The organism is Streptomyces sp. NPDC006997, from assembly GCF_040635175.1.
Taxonomy (GTDB): Bacteria; Actinomycetota; Actinomycetes; order Streptomycetales; family Streptomycetaceae; genus Streptomyces.
Window position 1 is genome coordinate 41088 of record NZ_JBEYHH010000045.1, and the last position, 17324, is coordinate 58411.

Annotated in this window: 16 protein-coding genes; 9 read left to right on the forward strand and 7 right to left on the reverse strand. The window is 73.4% G+C overall.

Translation table 11 applies throughout. The features are described 5' to 3' along the window. Nucleotides 1–172: 172 nt before the first annotated feature. From ABZ659_RS31590 to ABZ659_RS31605, 4 genes are all read left to right on the forward strand, one after another. Nucleotides 173–970, forward strand: coding sequence for an SDR family NAD(P)-dependent oxidoreductase (locus ABZ659_RS31590; protein WP_360226866.1), 798 nt, complete (start codon nucleotides 173–175; stop codon nucleotides 968–970). A 233-nt stretch (nucleotides 971–1203) separates the two neighbouring features. Beyond that, on the forward strand, nucleotides 1204–1971 hold the full coding sequence (locus tag ABZ659_RS31595; RefSeq protein ID WP_360226869.1) for an SDR family oxidoreductase: 768 nt from the start codon (nucleotides 1204–1206) through the stop codon (nucleotides 1969–1971). 331 nt (nucleotides 1972–2302) lie between these two features. After that, nucleotides 2303–3976, forward strand: a complete 1674-nt coding sequence (locus ABZ659_RS31600) for an FAD-binding oxidoreductase (RefSeq protein ID WP_360226872.1) — start codon at nucleotides 2303–2305, stop codon at nucleotides 3974–3976. Between the two features lie 286 nt (nucleotides 3977–4262). Then, complete coding sequence (locus ABZ659_RS31605) at nucleotides 4263–5441, forward strand: RCC1 repeat domain-containing protein (RefSeq protein WP_360226875.1); 1179 nt, start codon at nucleotides 4263–4265, stop codon at nucleotides 5439–5441. A 10-nt stretch (nucleotides 5442–5451) separates the two neighbouring features. Here ABZ659_RS31605 and ABZ659_RS31610 read toward each other — a convergent pair whose 3' ends face one another. Next, nucleotides 5452–7119 (reverse strand): serine/threonine-protein kinase, encoded by a 1668-nt coding sequence (locus tag ABZ659_RS31610; RefSeq protein ID WP_360226878.1) that lies wholly within the window; start codon nucleotides 7117–7119, stop codon nucleotides 5452–5454. A gap of 130 nt (nucleotides 7120–7249) precedes the next feature. Beyond that, complete coding sequence (locus tag ABZ659_RS31615) at nucleotides 7250–7753, reverse strand: quercetin 2,3-dioxygenase (RefSeq protein ID WP_360226881.1); 504 nt, start codon at nucleotides 7751–7753, stop codon at nucleotides 7250–7252. A 59-nt stretch (nucleotides 7754–7812) separates the two neighbouring features. Here ABZ659_RS31615 and ABZ659_RS31620 point away from each other — a divergent pair, with 59 nt between their 5' ends. Beyond that, nucleotides 7813–8481 (forward strand): TetR family transcriptional regulator, encoded by a 669-nt coding sequence (locus tag ABZ659_RS31620; protein ID WP_360226884.1) that lies wholly within the window; start codon nucleotides 7813–7815, stop codon nucleotides 8479–8481. A gap of 203 nt (nucleotides 8482–8684) precedes the next feature. After that, complete coding sequence (locus tag ABZ659_RS31625) at nucleotides 8685–9641, forward strand: helix-turn-helix transcriptional regulator (protein ID WP_360226887.1); 957 nt, start codon at nucleotides 8685–8687, stop codon at nucleotides 9639–9641. Nucleotides 9642–9736: 95 nt separating this feature from the next. On the opposite strand, the gene ABZ659_RS31630 is transcribed toward ABZ659_RS31625, so the two are convergent. Beyond that, entirely contained in the window at nucleotides 9737–10087 is a 351-nt protein-coding gene (locus ABZ659_RS31630; protein ID WP_360226890.1) for an ANTAR domain-containing protein, read from the reverse strand. A 518-nt stretch (nucleotides 10088–10605) separates the two neighbouring features. On the opposite strand from ABZ659_RS31630, the gene ABZ659_RS31635 reads away from it, so the two are divergent. Continuing rightward, nucleotides 10606–11496, forward strand: coding sequence for a YihY/virulence factor BrkB family protein (locus ABZ659_RS31635; protein WP_360226893.1), 891 nt, complete (start codon nucleotides 10606–10608; stop codon nucleotides 11494–11496). A 69-nt stretch (nucleotides 11497–11565) separates the two neighbouring features. Here ABZ659_RS31635 and ABZ659_RS31640 read toward each other — a convergent pair whose 3' ends face one another. Further along, nucleotides 11566–11907 (reverse strand): winged helix-turn-helix domain-containing protein, encoded by a 342-nt coding sequence (locus tag ABZ659_RS31640; protein WP_360226896.1) that lies wholly within the window; start codon nucleotides 11905–11907, stop codon nucleotides 11566–11568. 160 nt (nucleotides 11908–12067) lie between these two features. Between ABZ659_RS31640 and ABZ659_RS31645 the strand changes: the two genes are divergently transcribed. Both ABZ659_RS31645 and ABZ659_RS31650 read left to right on the forward strand, forming a co-directional pair. After that, nucleotides 12068–12223 carry a hypothetical protein gene (locus tag ABZ659_RS31645; protein ID WP_360226899.1) on the forward strand — a complete coding sequence of 52 codons (156 nt, stop codon included), beginning with the start codon at nucleotides 12068–12070 and terminating at the stop codon, nucleotides 12221–12223. After that, a complete protein-coding gene (locus ABZ659_RS31650; protein WP_360226902.1) occupies nucleotides 12216–13274 on the forward strand; it encodes a TerC family protein in 1059 nt (352 codons plus the stop codon). Before ABZ659_RS31645 ends, ABZ659_RS31650 begins: the two co-directional genes overlap by 8 nt. A 123-nt stretch (nucleotides 13275–13397) precedes the next feature. Here the strand turns inward: ABZ659_RS31650 and ABZ659_RS31655 are convergent, their stop codons facing one another. From ABZ659_RS31655 to ABZ659_RS31665, 3 genes are read right to left on the reverse strand one after another with little or no spacing between them, the layout of a single operon-like run. Beyond that, nucleotides 13398–13769, reverse strand: a complete 372-nt coding sequence (locus ABZ659_RS31655; RefSeq protein WP_360226905.1) for an STAS domain-containing protein — start codon at nucleotides 13767–13769, stop codon at nucleotides 13398–13400. Beyond that, nucleotides 13766–14845, reverse strand: a complete 1080-nt coding sequence (locus tag ABZ659_RS31660) for a cobalamin B12-binding domain-containing protein (RefSeq protein ID WP_360226914.1) — start codon at nucleotides 14843–14845, stop codon at nucleotides 13766–13768. The genes ABZ659_RS31655 and ABZ659_RS31660 overlap by 4 nt, the downstream gene beginning before the upstream one ends. Nucleotides 14846–14880: 35 nt before the next feature. After that, nucleotides 14881–16539 (reverse strand): PP2C family protein-serine/threonine phosphatase, encoded by a 1659-nt coding sequence (locus ABZ659_RS31665; protein ID WP_360226908.1) that lies wholly within the window; start codon nucleotides 16537–16539, stop codon nucleotides 14881–14883. Between the last annotated feature and the right edge of the window lie 785 nt (nucleotides 16540–17324).

Consider the following 17324-nt stretch of genomic DNA (forward strand, 5'->3'; position numbering starts at 1 on the left):
GGCCGAAGCGGTCCCCACGGACCGGCCGGCGCACGGTGTGCCGCGTTTTTAGCACCGGTCAAGAACGTCTATAGCGGCGCCGGGAAAAGTCGCACAGCAAGCCGGAATGAAACCCTCCCCGCCAGGGAGGCGGACATCCGGCGGCCATGCCCCCGGACCCTGGAGTCGTTCCATGCTCAACCTCGACCTGTCCCACCGCACCGCCCTGGTCACCGGATCCACCGCTGGCATAGGCAAGGCCACCGCCGCACAGCTGGCCGCCGCCGGCGCCCAGGTCTACGTCAACGGCCGCACCGAGGAACGCGTACACGCCGCCATCGCGGACATCCGCAAGGCCCACCCCGACGCCGACCTGCGCTCCGCGCCCGGCGACGTCTCCACGGTGGAGGGAGTCCAGCAGATCACCAGCGTCCTCCCGAACGCTGACATCCTTGTCAACAACGCCGGCACCGCCGAACTCGGTCAGTTCACCGAGGTGACCGACGAGAGCTGGCAGCACCTGTGGGACCTGAACGTGATGAGCGGCGTGCGGCTGTCCCGCCACTACGTCACCGGGATGGTCGACCGCGGCTGGGGCCGCGTCATCTTCGTCAACAGCTCCTCCGCCCTCGACATCCCGGCCGCCATGGTGCACTACGGCGTCACCAAGGCCGCCCAACTCGGCGTCGCCCGCGGCCTGGCCGAGACCTACCCCGCCTCCGGCGTCACCGTGAACGCGGTGCTCCCCGGCCCCACCCACTCCGAGCTGAACGACCGCTACTTCGCCTTCCTCCAGCAGCAGCGGCCGGACGTGCCGCTCCAGCAGATCCAGGAGGAGTTCTTCCAGGCCACCCACCCCCACTCGCTGATCGGCCGCTTCGCGGAAGGGCAGGAAGTGGCGAACCTCATCGTCTACGTGGCCTCGGACCTGTCCAGCGCCACCAACGGCGCCGCCCTGCGCGTGGACGGCGGCGTGGTCCGCCACCTCTGACCTGCCGACGCCTTCTTTGGCCTCCCGCGACCGCCACCACCGGCGGCGACCGCGGGAGGCCGAACCCTTTTCCGAAGGGCACCGGAAGCGTTCGAAGCGACACGCGCGATACCCCTCCCCAAGGGTGATCCGCTCCCCGCTGTCTCCTGCTCGCCGTCACGAACGGCCGGGCCCTCTCGTCTCCCGTAGTGACGTCACCCTCCGAGACGAGCACCCCACAGCAAGGAGCTGTCATGAGCGAGCAGACCACCCGCCCCCAGGTCGCGCTGGTCACCGGCGCGACCAGAGGGATCGGCCGTGGGGCTGCCGAGCAACTCGCCGAACTGGGCATGACGGTCCTGATCGGTGCCCGGGACGCCCGGCGTGGCGAGGAGGTGGCCGCGGCGCTGCGGGCGGCGGGCGGCGACGCGCACCCGGTCACCCTGGACGTCACCGACCCGGCCACCGCCCGGACGGCCGCGAAGCGGATCGAGGAGTCCTTCGGCCACCTCGACGTGCTGATCAACAACGCCGGCATCACCGGCTCCGGGCCGGTAGCGCCCATGGACGCCCACGACCAGATCCCCAGCTCCGTCGACCTGGACATGGTCCGGGCGGTGTTCGAGACCAATGTCTTCGGGGTCATCACGGTGACCAACACCATGCTCCCGCTGCTGCGGCGGTCACCGGCGGCACGCGTCGTCAACGTCAGCAGCCACGCCGCCTCGCTGACCGCCACCAGCGACCCGAACGGCCCCATGGCAGCCCTGCTGCCCTCGGCGGCCTACGCGCCGTCCAAGTCCGCCCTGACCGCGCTGACCGTGCAGTACGCCAACGAACTGCGCGAGGACGGCATCCTCGTCAACGCCGCCGCGCCCGGCTTCGTCGCCACGGACAGCAACGCCCACACCGGCTTCCTCACCGTCGCGCAGGGCGCCGCGGTCCTGGTACGCCTGGCCACCCTCGGCACGGACGGACCGACCGCCGGGTTCTTCGGCCAGGACGGCCCGGTGCCCTGGTAGCCGGGGGCCCGCCCCCACACCGCGCGGACGCTCCAGCGGTGCCCGACCGGCGCACTAACCGCGCTTGGCACGCTCCGGTCCACGGACACAGCGGAGTCGTCGCAACGCGCCTCGCGTGCCCGGTTGGCGGAAACTCCTGCCGCACGCGCGCCACCGTGGACGGATCCGCCACCCGCTCCGGAGCCACCCGCGCCCGGGAGCGAACCCAGCAAGGTGACAGGGCCGCGCGGAAAGGGCCGCCAGGCACCAGCGCGATGTCCCTGAAGGCCAGCGGCCCGCACCGGTCCACAGCGCGGCCGCACACGTCCGTCATGACCAGGGGGTTGGAACAATGGCACGACACGACGACGGTATCCACAGGCGGAACTTCCTGGCGGGGGGTGCGGCGGCCGGGGGAGCCGCGTTCCTGACCGGGACGGCCCTGGCCCCACCAGCCGCTGCCGCCGAGGCGACGGCGGAGCCGATCACCCTGGTGACCCCCGGCGACAAGCGGTACCCGGACATGGTGCGGGGCTACAACCAGCGGTGGGCTGCCACACCCGAGGCGGTCTGCCTCGCCGAGACGACGGCGCAGGTCCGGGCGGTCGTGCAAAGAGCCGTACAGCACGGCAAACGCCTGACGGTGCGCAGCGGCGGCCACTGCCACGAGGACTGGGTCTACAACCCCGACGTGGACGTCATCCTCGACATGTCGAAGATGAACAAGGTCTACTACGACGCCGAGAAGAACGCCGTCTGCGTCGAGACCGGCGCCCAACTGCTCAACGTGTACGAGCGCATGTACCGCTCCTGGGGCGTGACCATACCCGCCGGCATCTGCTTCCAGGTCGGTGCCGGCGGCCATGTCAGCGGCGGCGGCTGGGGCCTGCTCTGCCGTCAGCTGGGCCTGGTGATCGACCACCTCCACGGTGTCGAGGTGGTGACGGTCGCCGCGGACGGCACGGCGAAGGTCGTCGTGGCGACCCGCGAGCCCAACGACCCCCACCGGGACCTGTGGTGGGCCCACGCGGGCGGTGGCGGCGGCAACTTCGGTGTGATCACCCGCTTCTGGTTCCGTTCCCCCGGCGCCACCGGCACCGACCCCGCCAAGCTGCTCCCGCAGCCGCCGGCCGAGGTGTTCGTGCACGCCGTCTCCTGGCCCTGGGCCGACATGACCCAGGACCGCTTTCAGCGCCTGGTCCAGAACTGGGGTGACTGGCACGCCAGGCACCTCAAGCCCGGCACCGTCCACGACCACCTCTTCAGCGCGCTGTGGCTGAACCACAAGTCCGGCGGCTACATCGGCATGGTCACCCAGCTCGACGCGACCGTCCCCGACGCCCGGAAGGTACTGGACGACTTCCTGACCACCGTGACCGCCGGGGTGGAGGTCGCCCACGAGCCGATGACCACCCACATGGGCGAGATGGCGGCCATGACGGACCTCGGTGAGCCGCGCCGGATGCCGTGGTTCCAGGCCGCCCGCTACGCCGGGACCACCAACCCGACGCTGAACGACCCCAGCCTCAGGAGCGACAACAAGTCCGCGTACTACCGCACCGCCATACCGACGGCGCAGATCGACGCGATCTACGCCCAGCTGACCCGGGACGACCTGGTCAACCCCACCGCCAACGTGCAGCTCAGCTCCTTCGGCGGCCAGGTCAACGCCGTCGCGCCGGACGCCACCGCCTTCCCGCACCGCGAGGCCGCGTACAAGGCGGCATGGTCGATCTGGTGGACCGACCCGGCCGACGAGGCGATGTCGCTGCGGTGGCTGCGCGAGTTCTACCAGAGCGTCTACGCCGACACCGGCGGCGTCCCGGTCATCAACGACGTCACCGACGGCTGCTACGTCAACTACCCGGACATCGACCTGAGCGACCCGCGGTACAACACCTCCGAGGTGTCCTGGCAGGAGCTGTACTACAAGGGCAACTACGCCAAGCTCCAGCGGATCAAGCAGACGTACGACCCACGCGACGTCTTCCACCACAGCCAGTCCGTCAGGCTTCCCACCGCATGACACGGGGCGCATGACCGCGAGGCGGCACCGGCCCGCCGGCCCCGCACACGGAGGTGGCCCGCCGCGCCCAGCGGGGCAGCGGCCCGCTGGGCGCGGCGGTGGGACGGAGCTCGCGGAGACCGCAAGGCGTTCCCGTACTCAGGTGTCGCGCGTTGCGGTACCCAGGCGGGTGAGACGCCGGGCGCTGCCGGGCCGGGCGCCCGGCGCGGGACGGTGGGGGAGGGGCTCCGGGCCCGCCCCGCCCCGGCACGCGCCGGAGGCGGGCCTCGTGCGAGTGGAGTGTCGTATGGCCGTCAGATCGTGGCTGCGGACGCTGGTGGCGGGCCCCGCCGCCGCCCGCCTGGCCGGATGCGGCGCGGCGGACCGCGCGGTCCTGAACGCCCCCCGCTGCCCGGACGGGCCCGCCGCACGCCCGGCCGGACGGTACGTGCCCGCGGGCCCCGTGTGGGCGTGGTCCCCGCATCTCGACGCGCCGCCCGGCGGGGGAGTGGAGGGGCCGGTACCCGGCTGGAGTGACGTGGTCTCCGTCGCGGACGCGGGCTGCACCACGGTGGCGGTGCGCGCCGACGGGACCGTGTGGTCCTACGGCACCAACGTCGAGGGCTCGCTGGGCCACGGCTACCGCGAGCGCCGCTACGAGGCGCGGCCGCGGCGGGTGGCGGGCATCGACGACGCGCGTGCGGTCTACGCCAGCGGGCCGACGTTCTTCGCCGTCCGGCGCGACGGCACCGTCATGGCCTGGGGAGCGGACCGCTTCCTGGTCGAGGCCGGGAAGCGGCGGGGCCACGGCGGCGTGCCGGTCCCGCGGCGCGTGCCCGGCCTGGAGGACGTCGTCGAGGTGGCGCCGGGCCTGCTCAACTCCTTCGCCCTCAGGACGGACGGGCGGGTGCGCGGCTGGGGCGTCAACGTCACCGAGGTCCTGGGCGACACCCACGGCACCCGCCTGACCACGGTCGGCGGCGTCACACAGGTCGCCTCCGCCGGGGGCGCCGTGGTCGCCCGCAGGGCGGGCGGAAGGGTCTGCGCGTGGGGGAACAACGCGCACGGCCTCCTCGGCGTCGAACCGCGCGGCGGCCAGTCCGCCGCACCCCTCCTCGTCCCCGGGCTGCGGGACGTGGTGCAGGTGGCGGGCGGCGACGACGTGGCGTACGCGCTGGACCGGCACGGCCGCGTGTGGGCGTGGGGCCGCGGCGCGGGCGGGGCGCTGGGGGACGGCGACCGGTCCCAGCACGCCTTGGCCAGGCCGGTCCGGGTGGCCCGGCTGCCCGGGATCCGCCGCGTCGCCGCCTTCGGACGCACGGGCCTGGCCATCGACACCGGCGGCGGCCTGTGGGGCTGGGGTTCGGCCCTGGGGCTCGGCCGCCATGCCGACCGGGAGACCGCCCGGCCGGTGCGCATCCCGCTGCCCGGGCGTGCCGTGGAGGTCTCGGGCCACCACGTGATCCTGGCGGCCCCGCTGCCGTAGCGGCGCGCGCCTACCGGCCGCCCGCAGCGGCGGTGCCGGTGGGAGCCGGGCGTTCCCACACGGTGACGTATCCCCTGTACGTGGGCAGCCCGTCGGTTCCCCGGCCCGGGACGATCTCGGTGATCCTGGCCTCGGCGACGTGGTCGTCGCTGGTGACGGCACACAGGGTGGTGCCGGTCCTCACCAGGCGCCCCAGCCGCAGTTCGGCGGCTGGCAGGGGGTGGGGCAGTACGGCGGTCTGCTGCTCCTCCGTGCAGACGGTCTTCCGTTTCCCGACGACCAGCAGGACGCTGCCCAGCCAGCCGTCGGAGGTGTAGAGCAGCTCGGCCGGTCCGGGCAGGGCGTCCCGTTCGAGGTAGGCGGCCTGCGGGATGTCGAGGTCGAGGTGGTTGGCCTGGTCCTCCCGGAGCGGCGGGGCGAAGGTGAACGGCTTGTCCACGAAGAGCGGGCGGTAGCCCGGCGGCGCGTACGGCGCACCCGTGGCGCCGTCGCCCTTCTCCTCGCGCGCCGGTCCCGGCGACCCGGTCGGCTGGCTCGTCCGGGCGCTTCCCGCCTCGCCGTCCTTGGACCGCCACAGGGCCGGGACGGTGACGGCCGCCGTCGTGACGGCCGCGACGGCGAGGGCGGCGACGAGGGCCTGCCGGCGGCGGCGCGGCCGGTCGGGCCGGGGGGCGGCGGCGGGGGGCGGGGCCATGGGAGGCGGCGGCCCGAACCCGGCGGGCGGCGCGACCACGGTCGCCCGGGGCGCGTGGAGGAACCCGCTCGCCCGCTGCTCGGCGGCGGCCACGGCCGCGGTGACGGGCGCGGGCAGCCAGGCCCCGAAGTCGTTCAGCGGGCGGTGGGCGGCCTGCTCGCACCGGGCCGCGAACTCGGCCGCGGTGGGCCGCTGGGCGGGGTCGGCGGCGAGGGCCGCCCCCAGCAGACCGCGCAGGGCGGCGGGGCAGCCGTCCAGGTCGGGCGGCTGGGTGTCCGTGCCGGCGATCCGCGCCGCGATGCCCAGAGCGCTGCCGTCGCCGTAGGGGTGGCGTCCGGTGGCCGCGACCGCGCTCAGCAGACCGAGCGAGAAGACGTCGCTGGGCGGTCCCGGGTCCTGGCCCCGCGCGTGCTCGGGGGACATGAAGCGGGGGGTGCCGACGATGCCGCCGGTGACGGTGAGGTCGGTGGCGTCGGCCGAGCGGGCGATCCCGAAGTCGATCAGCCAGGGGCCGTCCGCGCCGACGAGGACGTTGCTGGGCTTGACGTCCCGGTGCACGTACCCGGCGGTGTGCACGGCGTGCAGGGCCCGTGCCACGCAGCCCGCGATCTGCAGGACGCTCTCCACCGGGAGCGGCCCGTGCGTGCCGAGGACCGTGTCCAGGGACAGACCGGGCTGGTAGGGGGTGACGATCCAGGGCTGCCCGGCGTCGGTGTCGAAGTCGAGGACGGGCACCAGGTGGTACCCGGCGACCTTCCGGGCCGCCTGGGCCTCGCGGGCGAAGCGGCGGCGGTAGTGCGGCTCCTCGGCGTGCTCCCGGCGTATCACCTTCAGCGCCACCGGCCGGTTCCCCCGGGTGCGGGACAGGTAGACCGTGCCCATGCCGCCCTCGCCGATACGGGCCAGCAGCGGGTAGCCGCTGATCTGCCCGGGATCCTCCGGCCGCAGCGCCCGCACCTCGCCCGCCGCACCCTCCGCCCGCATCCTCCGGCCCCCCGCGCCCCTCGCCGCCTCCGTGGTGGCCGCAGCCTAGCCAGGGGACCGCGGCGCGCACATGAGTACGACGACTCATCCGGCCCCCGGCACGGCACCGCCTGCGGGCCGACTGCTGCCCTCAGCGGCCGGGGCGGGTCTCCGGCGCCGGGGGCGGGCCGAGGATCTCGATGCGGTGGCGGGCCGCGGCATGGCCGAGGGCCGCGGGATCCAGCGGCCCCGGACCGGGGAGGCGACGCTCCACGGCCGGAACGCCGACGTCCGAGGCGAAGTCCTCGAAGCCGGACGGCGTGGTGATCTGCAGACAGCGCAGCGGCTCCTGGGAGCCGACGACGAACGTGTGCGGCAGACCGGCCGGCAGCAGCACGAAGTCCCCCGCGCGAGCGACGAGTTCCTCCCGGTCGCACAGGAAGCGGGCCGTGCCCGACAGGACGTAGAACATCTCGTCCTCCTCCAGGTGCCGGTGCAGCGGCGGCGCGAAACCGGCCGGGTTGAGGAACTCCGCCACGGTGAGCCGGCCCCGGGTCTGCGCTCCCGCGGCCTTGACGGTGACGAGGCTGCCGAGGAACCACAGCGCCTCCCCCTCGGCACTGCCCAGGACGTAGGGACGGACGGTGGGCGACATGGCCACACCCCCAATTAGTGAGACACTGTCTAGTGAATAAAACGCTAGTATGCCCAGTCATGGGCGTCAACAGCAGTGCGGCCGGCCGCGGACGGCGCCGCTACGACTCGCCGCTGCGCGACGAGCAGGCCCGCCGGACCCGGCAGGCGATCGTCACCGCGGCGGCCCGCCTCTTCGTCGCCCGCGGCTACGCCGCCACCTCCCTCGCCGACATCGCCACGGACGCCGAAGTGGCACGGCCGACGGTCTTCGCCGCCTTCGGCTCCAAGGCCGCCCTCCTGCGCGAGGTGGTGGACCGGGCCCTGGCCGGCGACGACGAACCCGTCCCCGTAGCCGAACGCCCCTGGTTCCGCCCCGTATGGCAAGGACAGACCCCCCAGGCGGTCCTGCGCGCCTACGCCGAGGTCTGCCGCCTCATCGGCAAACGCGCCGCGGAGATCTTCGAGATGGTCCGCCGGGCCGCGGACGAGGGCCCCGAACTGTCCGACCTGTGGGAGACCATGCAGCACAACCGGCGCGCCGGAGCCGCCATGGTGGTCGACCACCTCCGGACACTCACCCCCGCACCCCACCTCCCCGACCACGAGCGCGCCGTCGACGTCGTATGGCTGTTCAACGACCCCGCCCACTACCGCTCCCTGGTCCGGACACGGGGCTGGAGCGAGCGCGCGTACACCGCCTGGATCGCCGACCAGATGCACCACGGCCTGGGCCTCGACGCCTCGTAGGGCGCCGGTGCGTTCGGGGCGCCGTTCCCGGCAGCGCGGGCCCCGGCGGGCTGGCCCAGCCACCCGGGAGGGCGCGGCATGAATATTCCCTCACCGGGTGGGCAGGCGAGCCGGGGCACCGGGAGGAAGGTGCGGTCGTCCCTGTCGGCCCGGCGGGCGTCTGGCGGGACCACGCGGCCGAGTCCGGCCAGAGGGAAGGGGTCATGGGCGCGCTGTTGTTCGAAAGTGCCGACCTGGACGCCACGGAGGACTTCCTCAGCCGCGCCTACGCGCGGATGCGGATCGGCAGCAGCACCCCCGAGGCCAGCAGGGCCCGCATCCGCCGCGACGTCATGGCGTCCGTCAGCGTCGACGAGATCGACCTCGACTTCGACATGAGCTACGCGGTGACACCGCTGGGGAAGATCTGCCTGTGCATGATCCACGAGGGCACCATCGAGGACCACGTCTTCCACGGCGTGCGGGACGCCTTCGGCCCCGGCGACATGGTGATGTTCGCACCGCCGGAACTGTCCTACGCCGGCCGTGTCCACGCCGCCCGCTACAACATCACCATGCTGGACCCCGCCCTCCTGGACCAGGTCGCCGCCACCGACGCCGGACCGCACAGCCAGCCGGTACGGCTGACCGGGCACCGGCCGCACTCACCGGCCGCCGCCCGCCACCTGAAGCACACCATCCTCCACCTGCGCGACCACGTCCTGAGCGACCCGGCCGTCTACGAACAGCCCCTGGTCGCCTCGACCAGCAGCCAGCTCCTGGCCGCCAGCGTGCTGGCCGCCTTCCCGCACACCGCCGCCACCGACCCCCGCGCCCGGGACCGCACCGACGCCCGCCCCGCCACCGTGCGCCGCGCCGTCGCCCACATCGACGACCACGCCGACCAGCCCCTGACCGTCGCCGAGATCGCCGCCGCGGCCCATGTCACCGTCCGCGCCCTGCAGTACGCCTTCCGCCGTCACCTGGGGACCACCCCGCTGGCCTACCTGCGCCGCGCCCGCCTCGCCCACGCCCACCGCGAGCTGCAGGACGCCGACCCGCTGGGCGGCGTCACCGTCGCCGAGATCGCCGCCCGCTGGGGCTTCGCCCACGCCGGCCGCTTCGCCGCGCTCTACCGCGACGCCTACGGCACCAGCCCCTCCCACACCCTGCGCGGCTGAGCCCGCGCTCCCGCCGGCCAGCCGCACCGGCCCAAGGCGGGCACCCGGCGGCCGGGAACCGGGTGCCGCGCCGGGCGGCAGGACGAGCCGTTCGCCTATCTCTCCCGGTCCTCGCGGACGGGCCCCCGCACGCCACCGTCGTCCCGGCCGGCAGCGGGCGTCCGGCGCTCCAGCGCGGCGTCCAGACACCGGCGTATCCCGGCCGGCAGCCATCCGCAGTGCGGCCACTGCACGAGGTGCTCGGCGACCTCGCGCAGCTTGGTGTTGGTGTGCTGGGAGATCTCCCTGAGAACGTCCCAGCCATGGTCGGGGTGCACACCGCCGTAGGCGACCACCACACCGATCGCCTGGTCGACGACGGCGTGTGAGACGACGGCGTGCCGCAGCTGCGCGATCTCCTCCTGGAGCGCGGCGATCTCGTCGATCCGGTTGTCCTGCTCTGGCATACACGTGGTTTTCGCAGTTGAGAGGCGGTATCCCATCACCTCACAATGCCCCGGCCGGATCACCGCAGTAGTCCGGAAAACGAAGAGCTCGCCCCACCGCGATCCGGAAGACGAAAGCGCACCACCCCGCCGGCCGTCCGCTGACCACGACCTGCGGACCGCGCGAGGAACACACCGGGACACCTCCACCGGTCCGGCACGTCCGGCTTCCGCGGTGTCCGCCCCCACCGGCCGGGTACGGCTTCCAGCGCTGGCGCGGTGACATCCTCCAGGCGTGGAAACGACCGGACGGCCCGGACCCCTGACGCGCCGGCCACGCGAGGAACGGAACGCGTCCCCCTCGCGCACATGCACGCCGGCACCCGGGGCAGACTGATGGCCGGGCCCCAACCGGCCCTGCCCTGGCCCGCGTTCCGTTTCCCTCTTCGTCTGCCGCCTGCCCTTCGTCTCCTGACCGTTCCTCCGCGCGCCCCGTGCCGGCCACGGGCCCGCGCGCTGTTTCTCCGACGGGACACCGTGTGACCACTGACCAGCCGACGGCTCCCACGGCACCGCACCCGGCCCTGTCCCCGCGGCCGGGCCGACGCCAGTGGTGGGCGGCGTTGCGCAGAACGCTGGCGGCGCTGTGGCGGGCCGACGTGACGGACTGGGCCGCCGCGCTGACCTACTACGCGGTGCTGACCGTGTTCCCCGCCTTCCTGGTGGCGCTGGCGCTGTTCGGGGTCGCCGAACTCCCCGACGACGGCCACCTCGTCGACCAGGTGGCCGCCGGAGTCCCGGTGCGGGCACGGCCCGCGGTGCGCGGCGCGCTGGAGAGCATGGCGGGCCAGGAGACCCCGGCACGCCTGCTGGCCCTGTTCGGTACGGCGGGCGCCCTGTGGTCGGCCTCCAGCTACCTGAGCGTCTTCCGGCGCGCCGTGCACGCGATGAACGGCGTCCCGGACCGGCGCCCGCTGTGGAAGAAGGCCCCCCTCACCCTGATCACCGCGCTGGTGCTGCTGGCCCTGCTGGTCTCCAGCGTCGTCGTGCTGGTCCTCACCGGCGACGCGGCCGGCGCCGCGGGCCGGGCCCTGGGCGTGGACCACGCCGCGGTCACGGCCTGGCACATCCTGAAGTGGCCGCTGCTGGCGTTCCTGGCCACCGTGCTGGTCCTGGTGCTGTTCCGCTCGGGCCAGGTTCTGCCCTACGGCCTGCGCCACCGGGCCGTCGGCGGCGTACTCGCCGTCGCGCTGTGGCTGACGGCGTCCGCCGTCTTCACCGTCTACACGACCTACGCGGCCACCTTCGACCGGTTGTACGGCTCCCTGGCGGGCATCGTCGTCTTCCTGGTGTGGCTGTGGATATCCAACCTCGCCCTCCTCACCGGCGCCCAGTTCAACGCCGAACTGGCCCTGCTGCGCCGCCCCTGAACCCGCGCCGCGGGACGGCTGCCGGGAGCGGGGCCGCCCGCCGGGCGCGGCTGCCCGGTGGGCGGTGGTTCACGGGGCGGCGGGTGCGCGGTCGGTGTCGGCGGGGGTGTCCTCGCGGTGCAGGAAGGTGGCCAGGAGGTCGCCGACGGGGTGGCCGGCCTCGCTGGGGTGCCGGAGGGCGACCGTGGGGTCGATGGTGTAGCGGTTGCGGCGTCCGACGCGGGTGCGGGTGAGGTATCCGGCCGCTTCGAGGTCGGCGACGATCAGTTGGACGGCGCGTTCGGTGATGCCGATGGCGCCGGCCACGTCCCGTCCGCGTGCTTCGGAGTCGCGGGCGAGGGCGATCAGGACGCGGGCGTGGTTGGTCAGGAAGGTCCACTGGCCGCCGCGTGGGCTGGATGGCTGGCTCATGACCCTCATCATACGAAGTCGACTTCGTCTAACCAATACACATTCGGGAAAAAGATTTGGCGAATAAGTTTTCGCGTAACGGTTGACTGGGATCGGTCGGCCGGGTGACGCTGGACACACCCCCACCATCCGACGCGACTCCGCCGAAAGGGGGGTCACGATGTCTCCCCAGACATCCGCCCCGCTCCTGCTGGCCGCCGCCCCCGCCGATGCCCGCGGTGCCGGCGTGCTCCACTCCCGCGTCCTGCCCGGCGGCGTGCCGTCCCGCGCACCAGCCCTGCGGCCCAGCCCGAGGAAGCCGATCCACCATGAATGAACTGTCGTTCGCCGTCCCGCTGTGGGTGTGGGCCGCGGTCACGCTCGGCATCGGCGTCATGCTCGCCGTCGACCTGATCGCCCACCGGGACAACCACGTGATCGGCTTCCGCGAGGCCGCCCTGTGGAGCGGGCTGTGGATCGCCGTCGGCCTGGGCTTCGGCCTCATCCTGTGGGCCTGGCAGGGCGGCGAGGCGTCCTCCACCTACTACGCGGGCTACCTGATCGAGAAAGCCCTGTCGATCGACAACGTCTTCGTGTTCGCGCTCGTCTTCTCGTTCTTCGCCGTCCCCGACGCCTACCAGCACAAGGTGCTGTTCTGGGGGGTCATCGGCGCACTCGCCGCCCGCCTGGTGTTCATCTTCGTCGGCGCCGAACTGCTGCGGGTGTTCTTCTGGACCGCCTACCTGTTCGGCGCCTTCCTGATCTGGACCGGCTACAAGATGGCCGTGTCCAAGGACGAGGAGGTCCACCCCGACCGCAACCCCGTCGTCCGCCTCGTCAGGAAGGTCGTCCCCACCGATCCCCGCTTCCACGGCGACAGGTTCCTCATCCGCGTGCACGGCAAGCGCGTCGCCACGCTGCTGTTCGTGGTGCTGGTCGCCGTCGAGGCCACCGACCTCGTCTTCGCCGTCGACTCCGTCGCCGCCGTCCTGGCCATCACCACCAACACCTTCCTCGTCTGGACCGCCAACGCCTTCGCCGTCCTGGGGCTGCGCAGCCTGTACTTCTGCCTGGCGGGCCTCCTGCGCCGCTTCACGTACCTGCACTACGGGCTCGCGGTCCTGCTCGCCTTCGCCGGCGTCAAACTCGTCCTCTCGGAGACCCCGGTCGGCAAACTGCCCATCCCCCTCACCCTCGGCGTCATCGTCGTCACCATCACCGTCTCCATCGCCTGGTCCCTGATCGCCACCCGCGGCGAGGACGGCGACACCGGTGAGGCGACGCGCGAGACGGACGGCGTCGACGGTGCCGGGCCCGAGCCGGCCACCGGCACCCCCGCCTCGACGTCTTCCGCCAAGCCGCACCCTCCGGCAGGACGGTCGTCATGACCGTCCCCGCCCGGCCCGCACCGGAGGCGGACCGTGGACTCATCGACCCCGCGGCTCCCCCGCGGGCGGGCCGGAGCGCGGAACGCGGCCGACCGCCAGGGCGTGCCAGCGGCGGCACATGCCCTAACGCTCCTGGGTGCCGCGCCGGGCGTCCTCCCGCGTACCGGTGAGGTGGGCCAGCGTCCCGGTCACTTCCAGGAGGCGTTCGAGATGCTCGGGCCGGTGGTCCAGGTGCAGACGGTGGTCGGTGGCGACCGCGTACCGCTGGATCAGGAGGAGTGCGGCCAGGCCGGCGGAGTCGCAGGCCGCCAGGTCCGTGAAGTCCAGCCGCAGCACGCGCGAGGGAACGCCGGTCTCCAGGTGTTCCCGCGCCACCCTGGTCAGTTCGTCCGCGGTGTCCCAGTCGAGGTCGCCGATGACGCGGATGCACACGTCACCGGTCTGGGCCGGGAGCACTGTCCTGAGGCGGAAGCCGTCGGGCGGTTGAAGGGTCATGGGTGCGCACCGGGTCTCGTGGGCGGGGCGCCGCGTCCGCGCAGGACACCGCTCCCCTGGGTGAGCAGGGCGACAGCGCGGGGGAAGTCCTTGAGTTCCTCCCGCAGCAGGGCGAGGGCCGGGTCGAGGACGCTGGCGGGCACCCCGCGCGCCTCCAGGATGTCCCCGGTCCAGGCCAGGAAACCGGTGAACAGGTCGGCGTCGTCGGTGTAGAGGGCCGCGGAGAGGAAGTCGACGACGTGGGCGACGTCCTCGGCGGTGCGCTCGTGTTGCTCCTCGGTGTAGGAGCGCAGGGCGGGCAGCCTCGCCTCCAGGCCGGCGAGGGTGTTCTTCACCAGCTGCCACTTGCTCCGGGAGACCATGGTGTACTCCTGGTCGCCCAGATGGGGCAGGTCGTCGATCGCCTGCCGGGTGCCGCCGGGCCCGGGCCGGGGTATGCCGTCGGCGAGCAGGTCCGCCGCCGCGCGGGCGTCGGGAGCCCAGGCGTCGGCGCCCAGCACCCGGGCCCGGTGCCCGTCCGCGCCGAACGCGGCACCGCCCACGAGCACGGGGATGCCGATCGCCTGGATCGCCGTGATCGCGGTGTGCGCCGCGGGCAGCCGGGTGGGCAGGGTGCAGGACAGCGCCACCGTGTCCGGCGCCGTCTGGTGCAGGTGGGCGATCAGGTGCGGCGTGGGCACCTGGGCCCCGAGGAAGTCGATCCGGTGGCCGCGCAGCCGCAGCACCTCGGCGAGGATGCGGGCGGGCAGGGCGTGCCACTCACCGTCCACGCAGGCGACGGTCACCGTCCTCGCCGCTTCCGGCCCCGCGTTCCCCGTGGGCGGGCCGTGGACCGTCGCCGCGATCACCCGCTCGTGTATCGCGGTGGCCGCGTGTTCCTGAGCCACCGTCATGCGGCCCGCCGCCCAGGCGGCGCCGACCCTGCCCTGCACCCGGGCGATGACCTCCAGCAGGACGTCCTCACCGGCCGCCCCGGCCGCCAGGGCGGCGTCGACGACCCGGCCCGCCGCGTACTCGTCGCGTTCGAGGACCGCCTGCCACAGCTCCTCACGCGCACGGGCCAGGACCTGGCGCACGTCGTCGGCGGCGGGGGAGGGGGAGAAGCCGTGTGTCACCCGGTGTACCTGCCTGGAGTGTGCCCGTCCACTGCCGTGAGATGGGTGTTGCGGGGGGTCGTGATGGCCATCAGGGCCATGTCGTCGTGGGGGTTGTCACCGATCCACTCGCTCGCGAGCATCCGGATGTGCTCCACGACGGCCTCGGCGGGCATCCCGGCACAGTGCGCCAGGGCACCCCGGAGCCGCCGGCCACCGAAGAACGCGTTCCGCAGCGGGCCGCCCCTGGCCTCGGTGATGCCGTCGGTGAACAGCAGACACGTCTCACCGGGCGCCAGCTCGACCCCGACGGTCGTGGCCGTGATGTCGGGCAGCGCCCCGACGATCGTGCCCGAGGTCGCCGTCTCCTCCACCACGCCCGTGTTGCGCACGACAAGCGGCCTGGGATGGCCCGCGCTGGTCACCCGCAGCCGGGTGAGGTGGCCCTCACGCCGGACGGAGACCAGCACCAGCGAGGCGAAGCGGGTGTGCCGCCCGTTGAGCAGCGCGCCGTTGAGGAGCTCCAGCACGGTGGCGTGGTCGTCGGCCATCGGCAGCATCGCCTGGAGCGTGTTGCGGATCTTGCCCGTCAGGACGGCCGCGTCCAGGCCCTTGCCGCAGACGTCGCCCAGCACGGCGAGGGTCTCGCCGTGCGTGCCGGACATCGGGTGGACGTCGTAGAAGTCGCCCCCGATGCGGTCGATCTCCCGCGACGCCCGGTAGGCGCCCGCGAACTCCACGCCGTCCACCTGCCGCAGCGTCGGCGGCAGCAACTCCTCCATCAAGGTCGCTGTGATGCGGGTCTGTTCGGTGTAGAGGCGGGCCGCCGACAGGGCGGCCCCGGCGCGCGCGGAGAAGACGCGGGCGAAGACCTCCTCGGACGGGTCGAACGCGGCCTGGTCGCTACGGCGCAGCAGGATCAGCGCTCCCGCCGGAACACCGTGCCCCGGCAGCGGCGTGACCACCACCGAGCCCACCGGGCCGCCGAAGGCGTCGGGTACGGCCCACTGCGGCAGCGCGGCCGGGTCGATCCAGCGGGACGGCACCGGCGGAAAGCCCTGCAACGCCTCGGCAAGTCCCGGTACGGCGTCGGCGTCGATCTGAGCCATGACGTGCGTCACGGGCGTTCCCGCGGCGCCGAGGGCGAGGGCGTGGCGACGGCCCGTGCGGGGGGCGACCAGGACGGCCGCGTCCGCCAGGTGCTGAGCGGCCAGTTCGACGGTGACCTCCATGCACCGCCTGCTGTTGAGCGAGGCCAGCAGCCGGGAGGAGGCGTCGGTGAGGAACGCGGCGCGTTCCTGCTCACGGTGGAGCGCCGCCTCTGCCCGCAACCGGTCGGTGTCGTCGACCAGCCACCACGTCACGGCCCCGTCCACGGCCACGGTCGGGTGCGCCGCCAGGGTCAGTCCGCCGTGGGTGCCCCGCGCCACCGGGGCCTCCACGTCGGTCCCGCCGGTCACCCGCAGGTGCGCCTCCGCCAGCCAGTCGGGCACCGTCCCGGCCATCGGCGCCCCGCCCCGCGCGTCCGGGAACAGGGCACCGGCCGCGTGGTTGATCTCCACCACGGATCCGCCGGCTTCGGCGACCAAGGCCGGGTAGGGCGCTCCCAGCCATGCGGCATCCCCGTTCACGGGCAGAGGTCGTGCGGGGGGCGAAGAGCCGTCGAAAGTCGTCATGCCGCTCACATCCGCATGGCGCGGACTCGATCGCCCTTCATCAGAAACAGTTACTCCCACCATCCCCCACGCGCCCCCTCTCCATCAACCAGGCCCGGTACGGGGGCGCGGGGCCCCGGCGGCGCCGGTGGAAACCGGTTCGGCCGAGCGCGGGGTGGTGCGCTCGTGCAAACCGCCGTCGGGTACCGCCGTGACGCCCTTCCAAACCCGGCCCTGCGACGCGGCCACCCGGACACGAAGCCCGAGGCGGGCAAAGAGGCGGCTGCGGGGCCACGGCGGGAGCGTCGGAAAGAGCGCCGTGGTGATCGGTCACGCCAACGGCAAGGCCAGGCCCCTCTCCCACGCCGGTATGGCGTCGACCTGGGGCGGCACCGCGCCAGAGGCGGCGGGGACCCGGCCAAGGGCGGCCGCGGAGGAAACGGCAGCGCCGGGTCCGCAGTCACCCGGGGATCCCTCCCGGCTCGCCGGGAGGGATCCCGTTCACCGGCCCTGGTTCTGGTCCCGCATCTTCCTGCCCGCGAGAGCGGTGCCGGCGCCGACCATCGCGAGCACCCCGTAGGTGATCAGGTAACTCTTCGGCGCGAACCCCGGACTTCAGGCCGGGGATAGCCGATCCTCGCACCGGAGCCGCGCAGCGGCGGATTTCGCTGCGTTGTCAGTGGCGTGCACTACGTTGATCACATCAGTTGGAGGGGGGTGTTTTCATGCTGTCCGGTCGTCGCTACCTGCTCGACCTCTCGGCCGAACAAGAGGAGATGTGCGAGGAGTTCGGCAACATCTGCCGG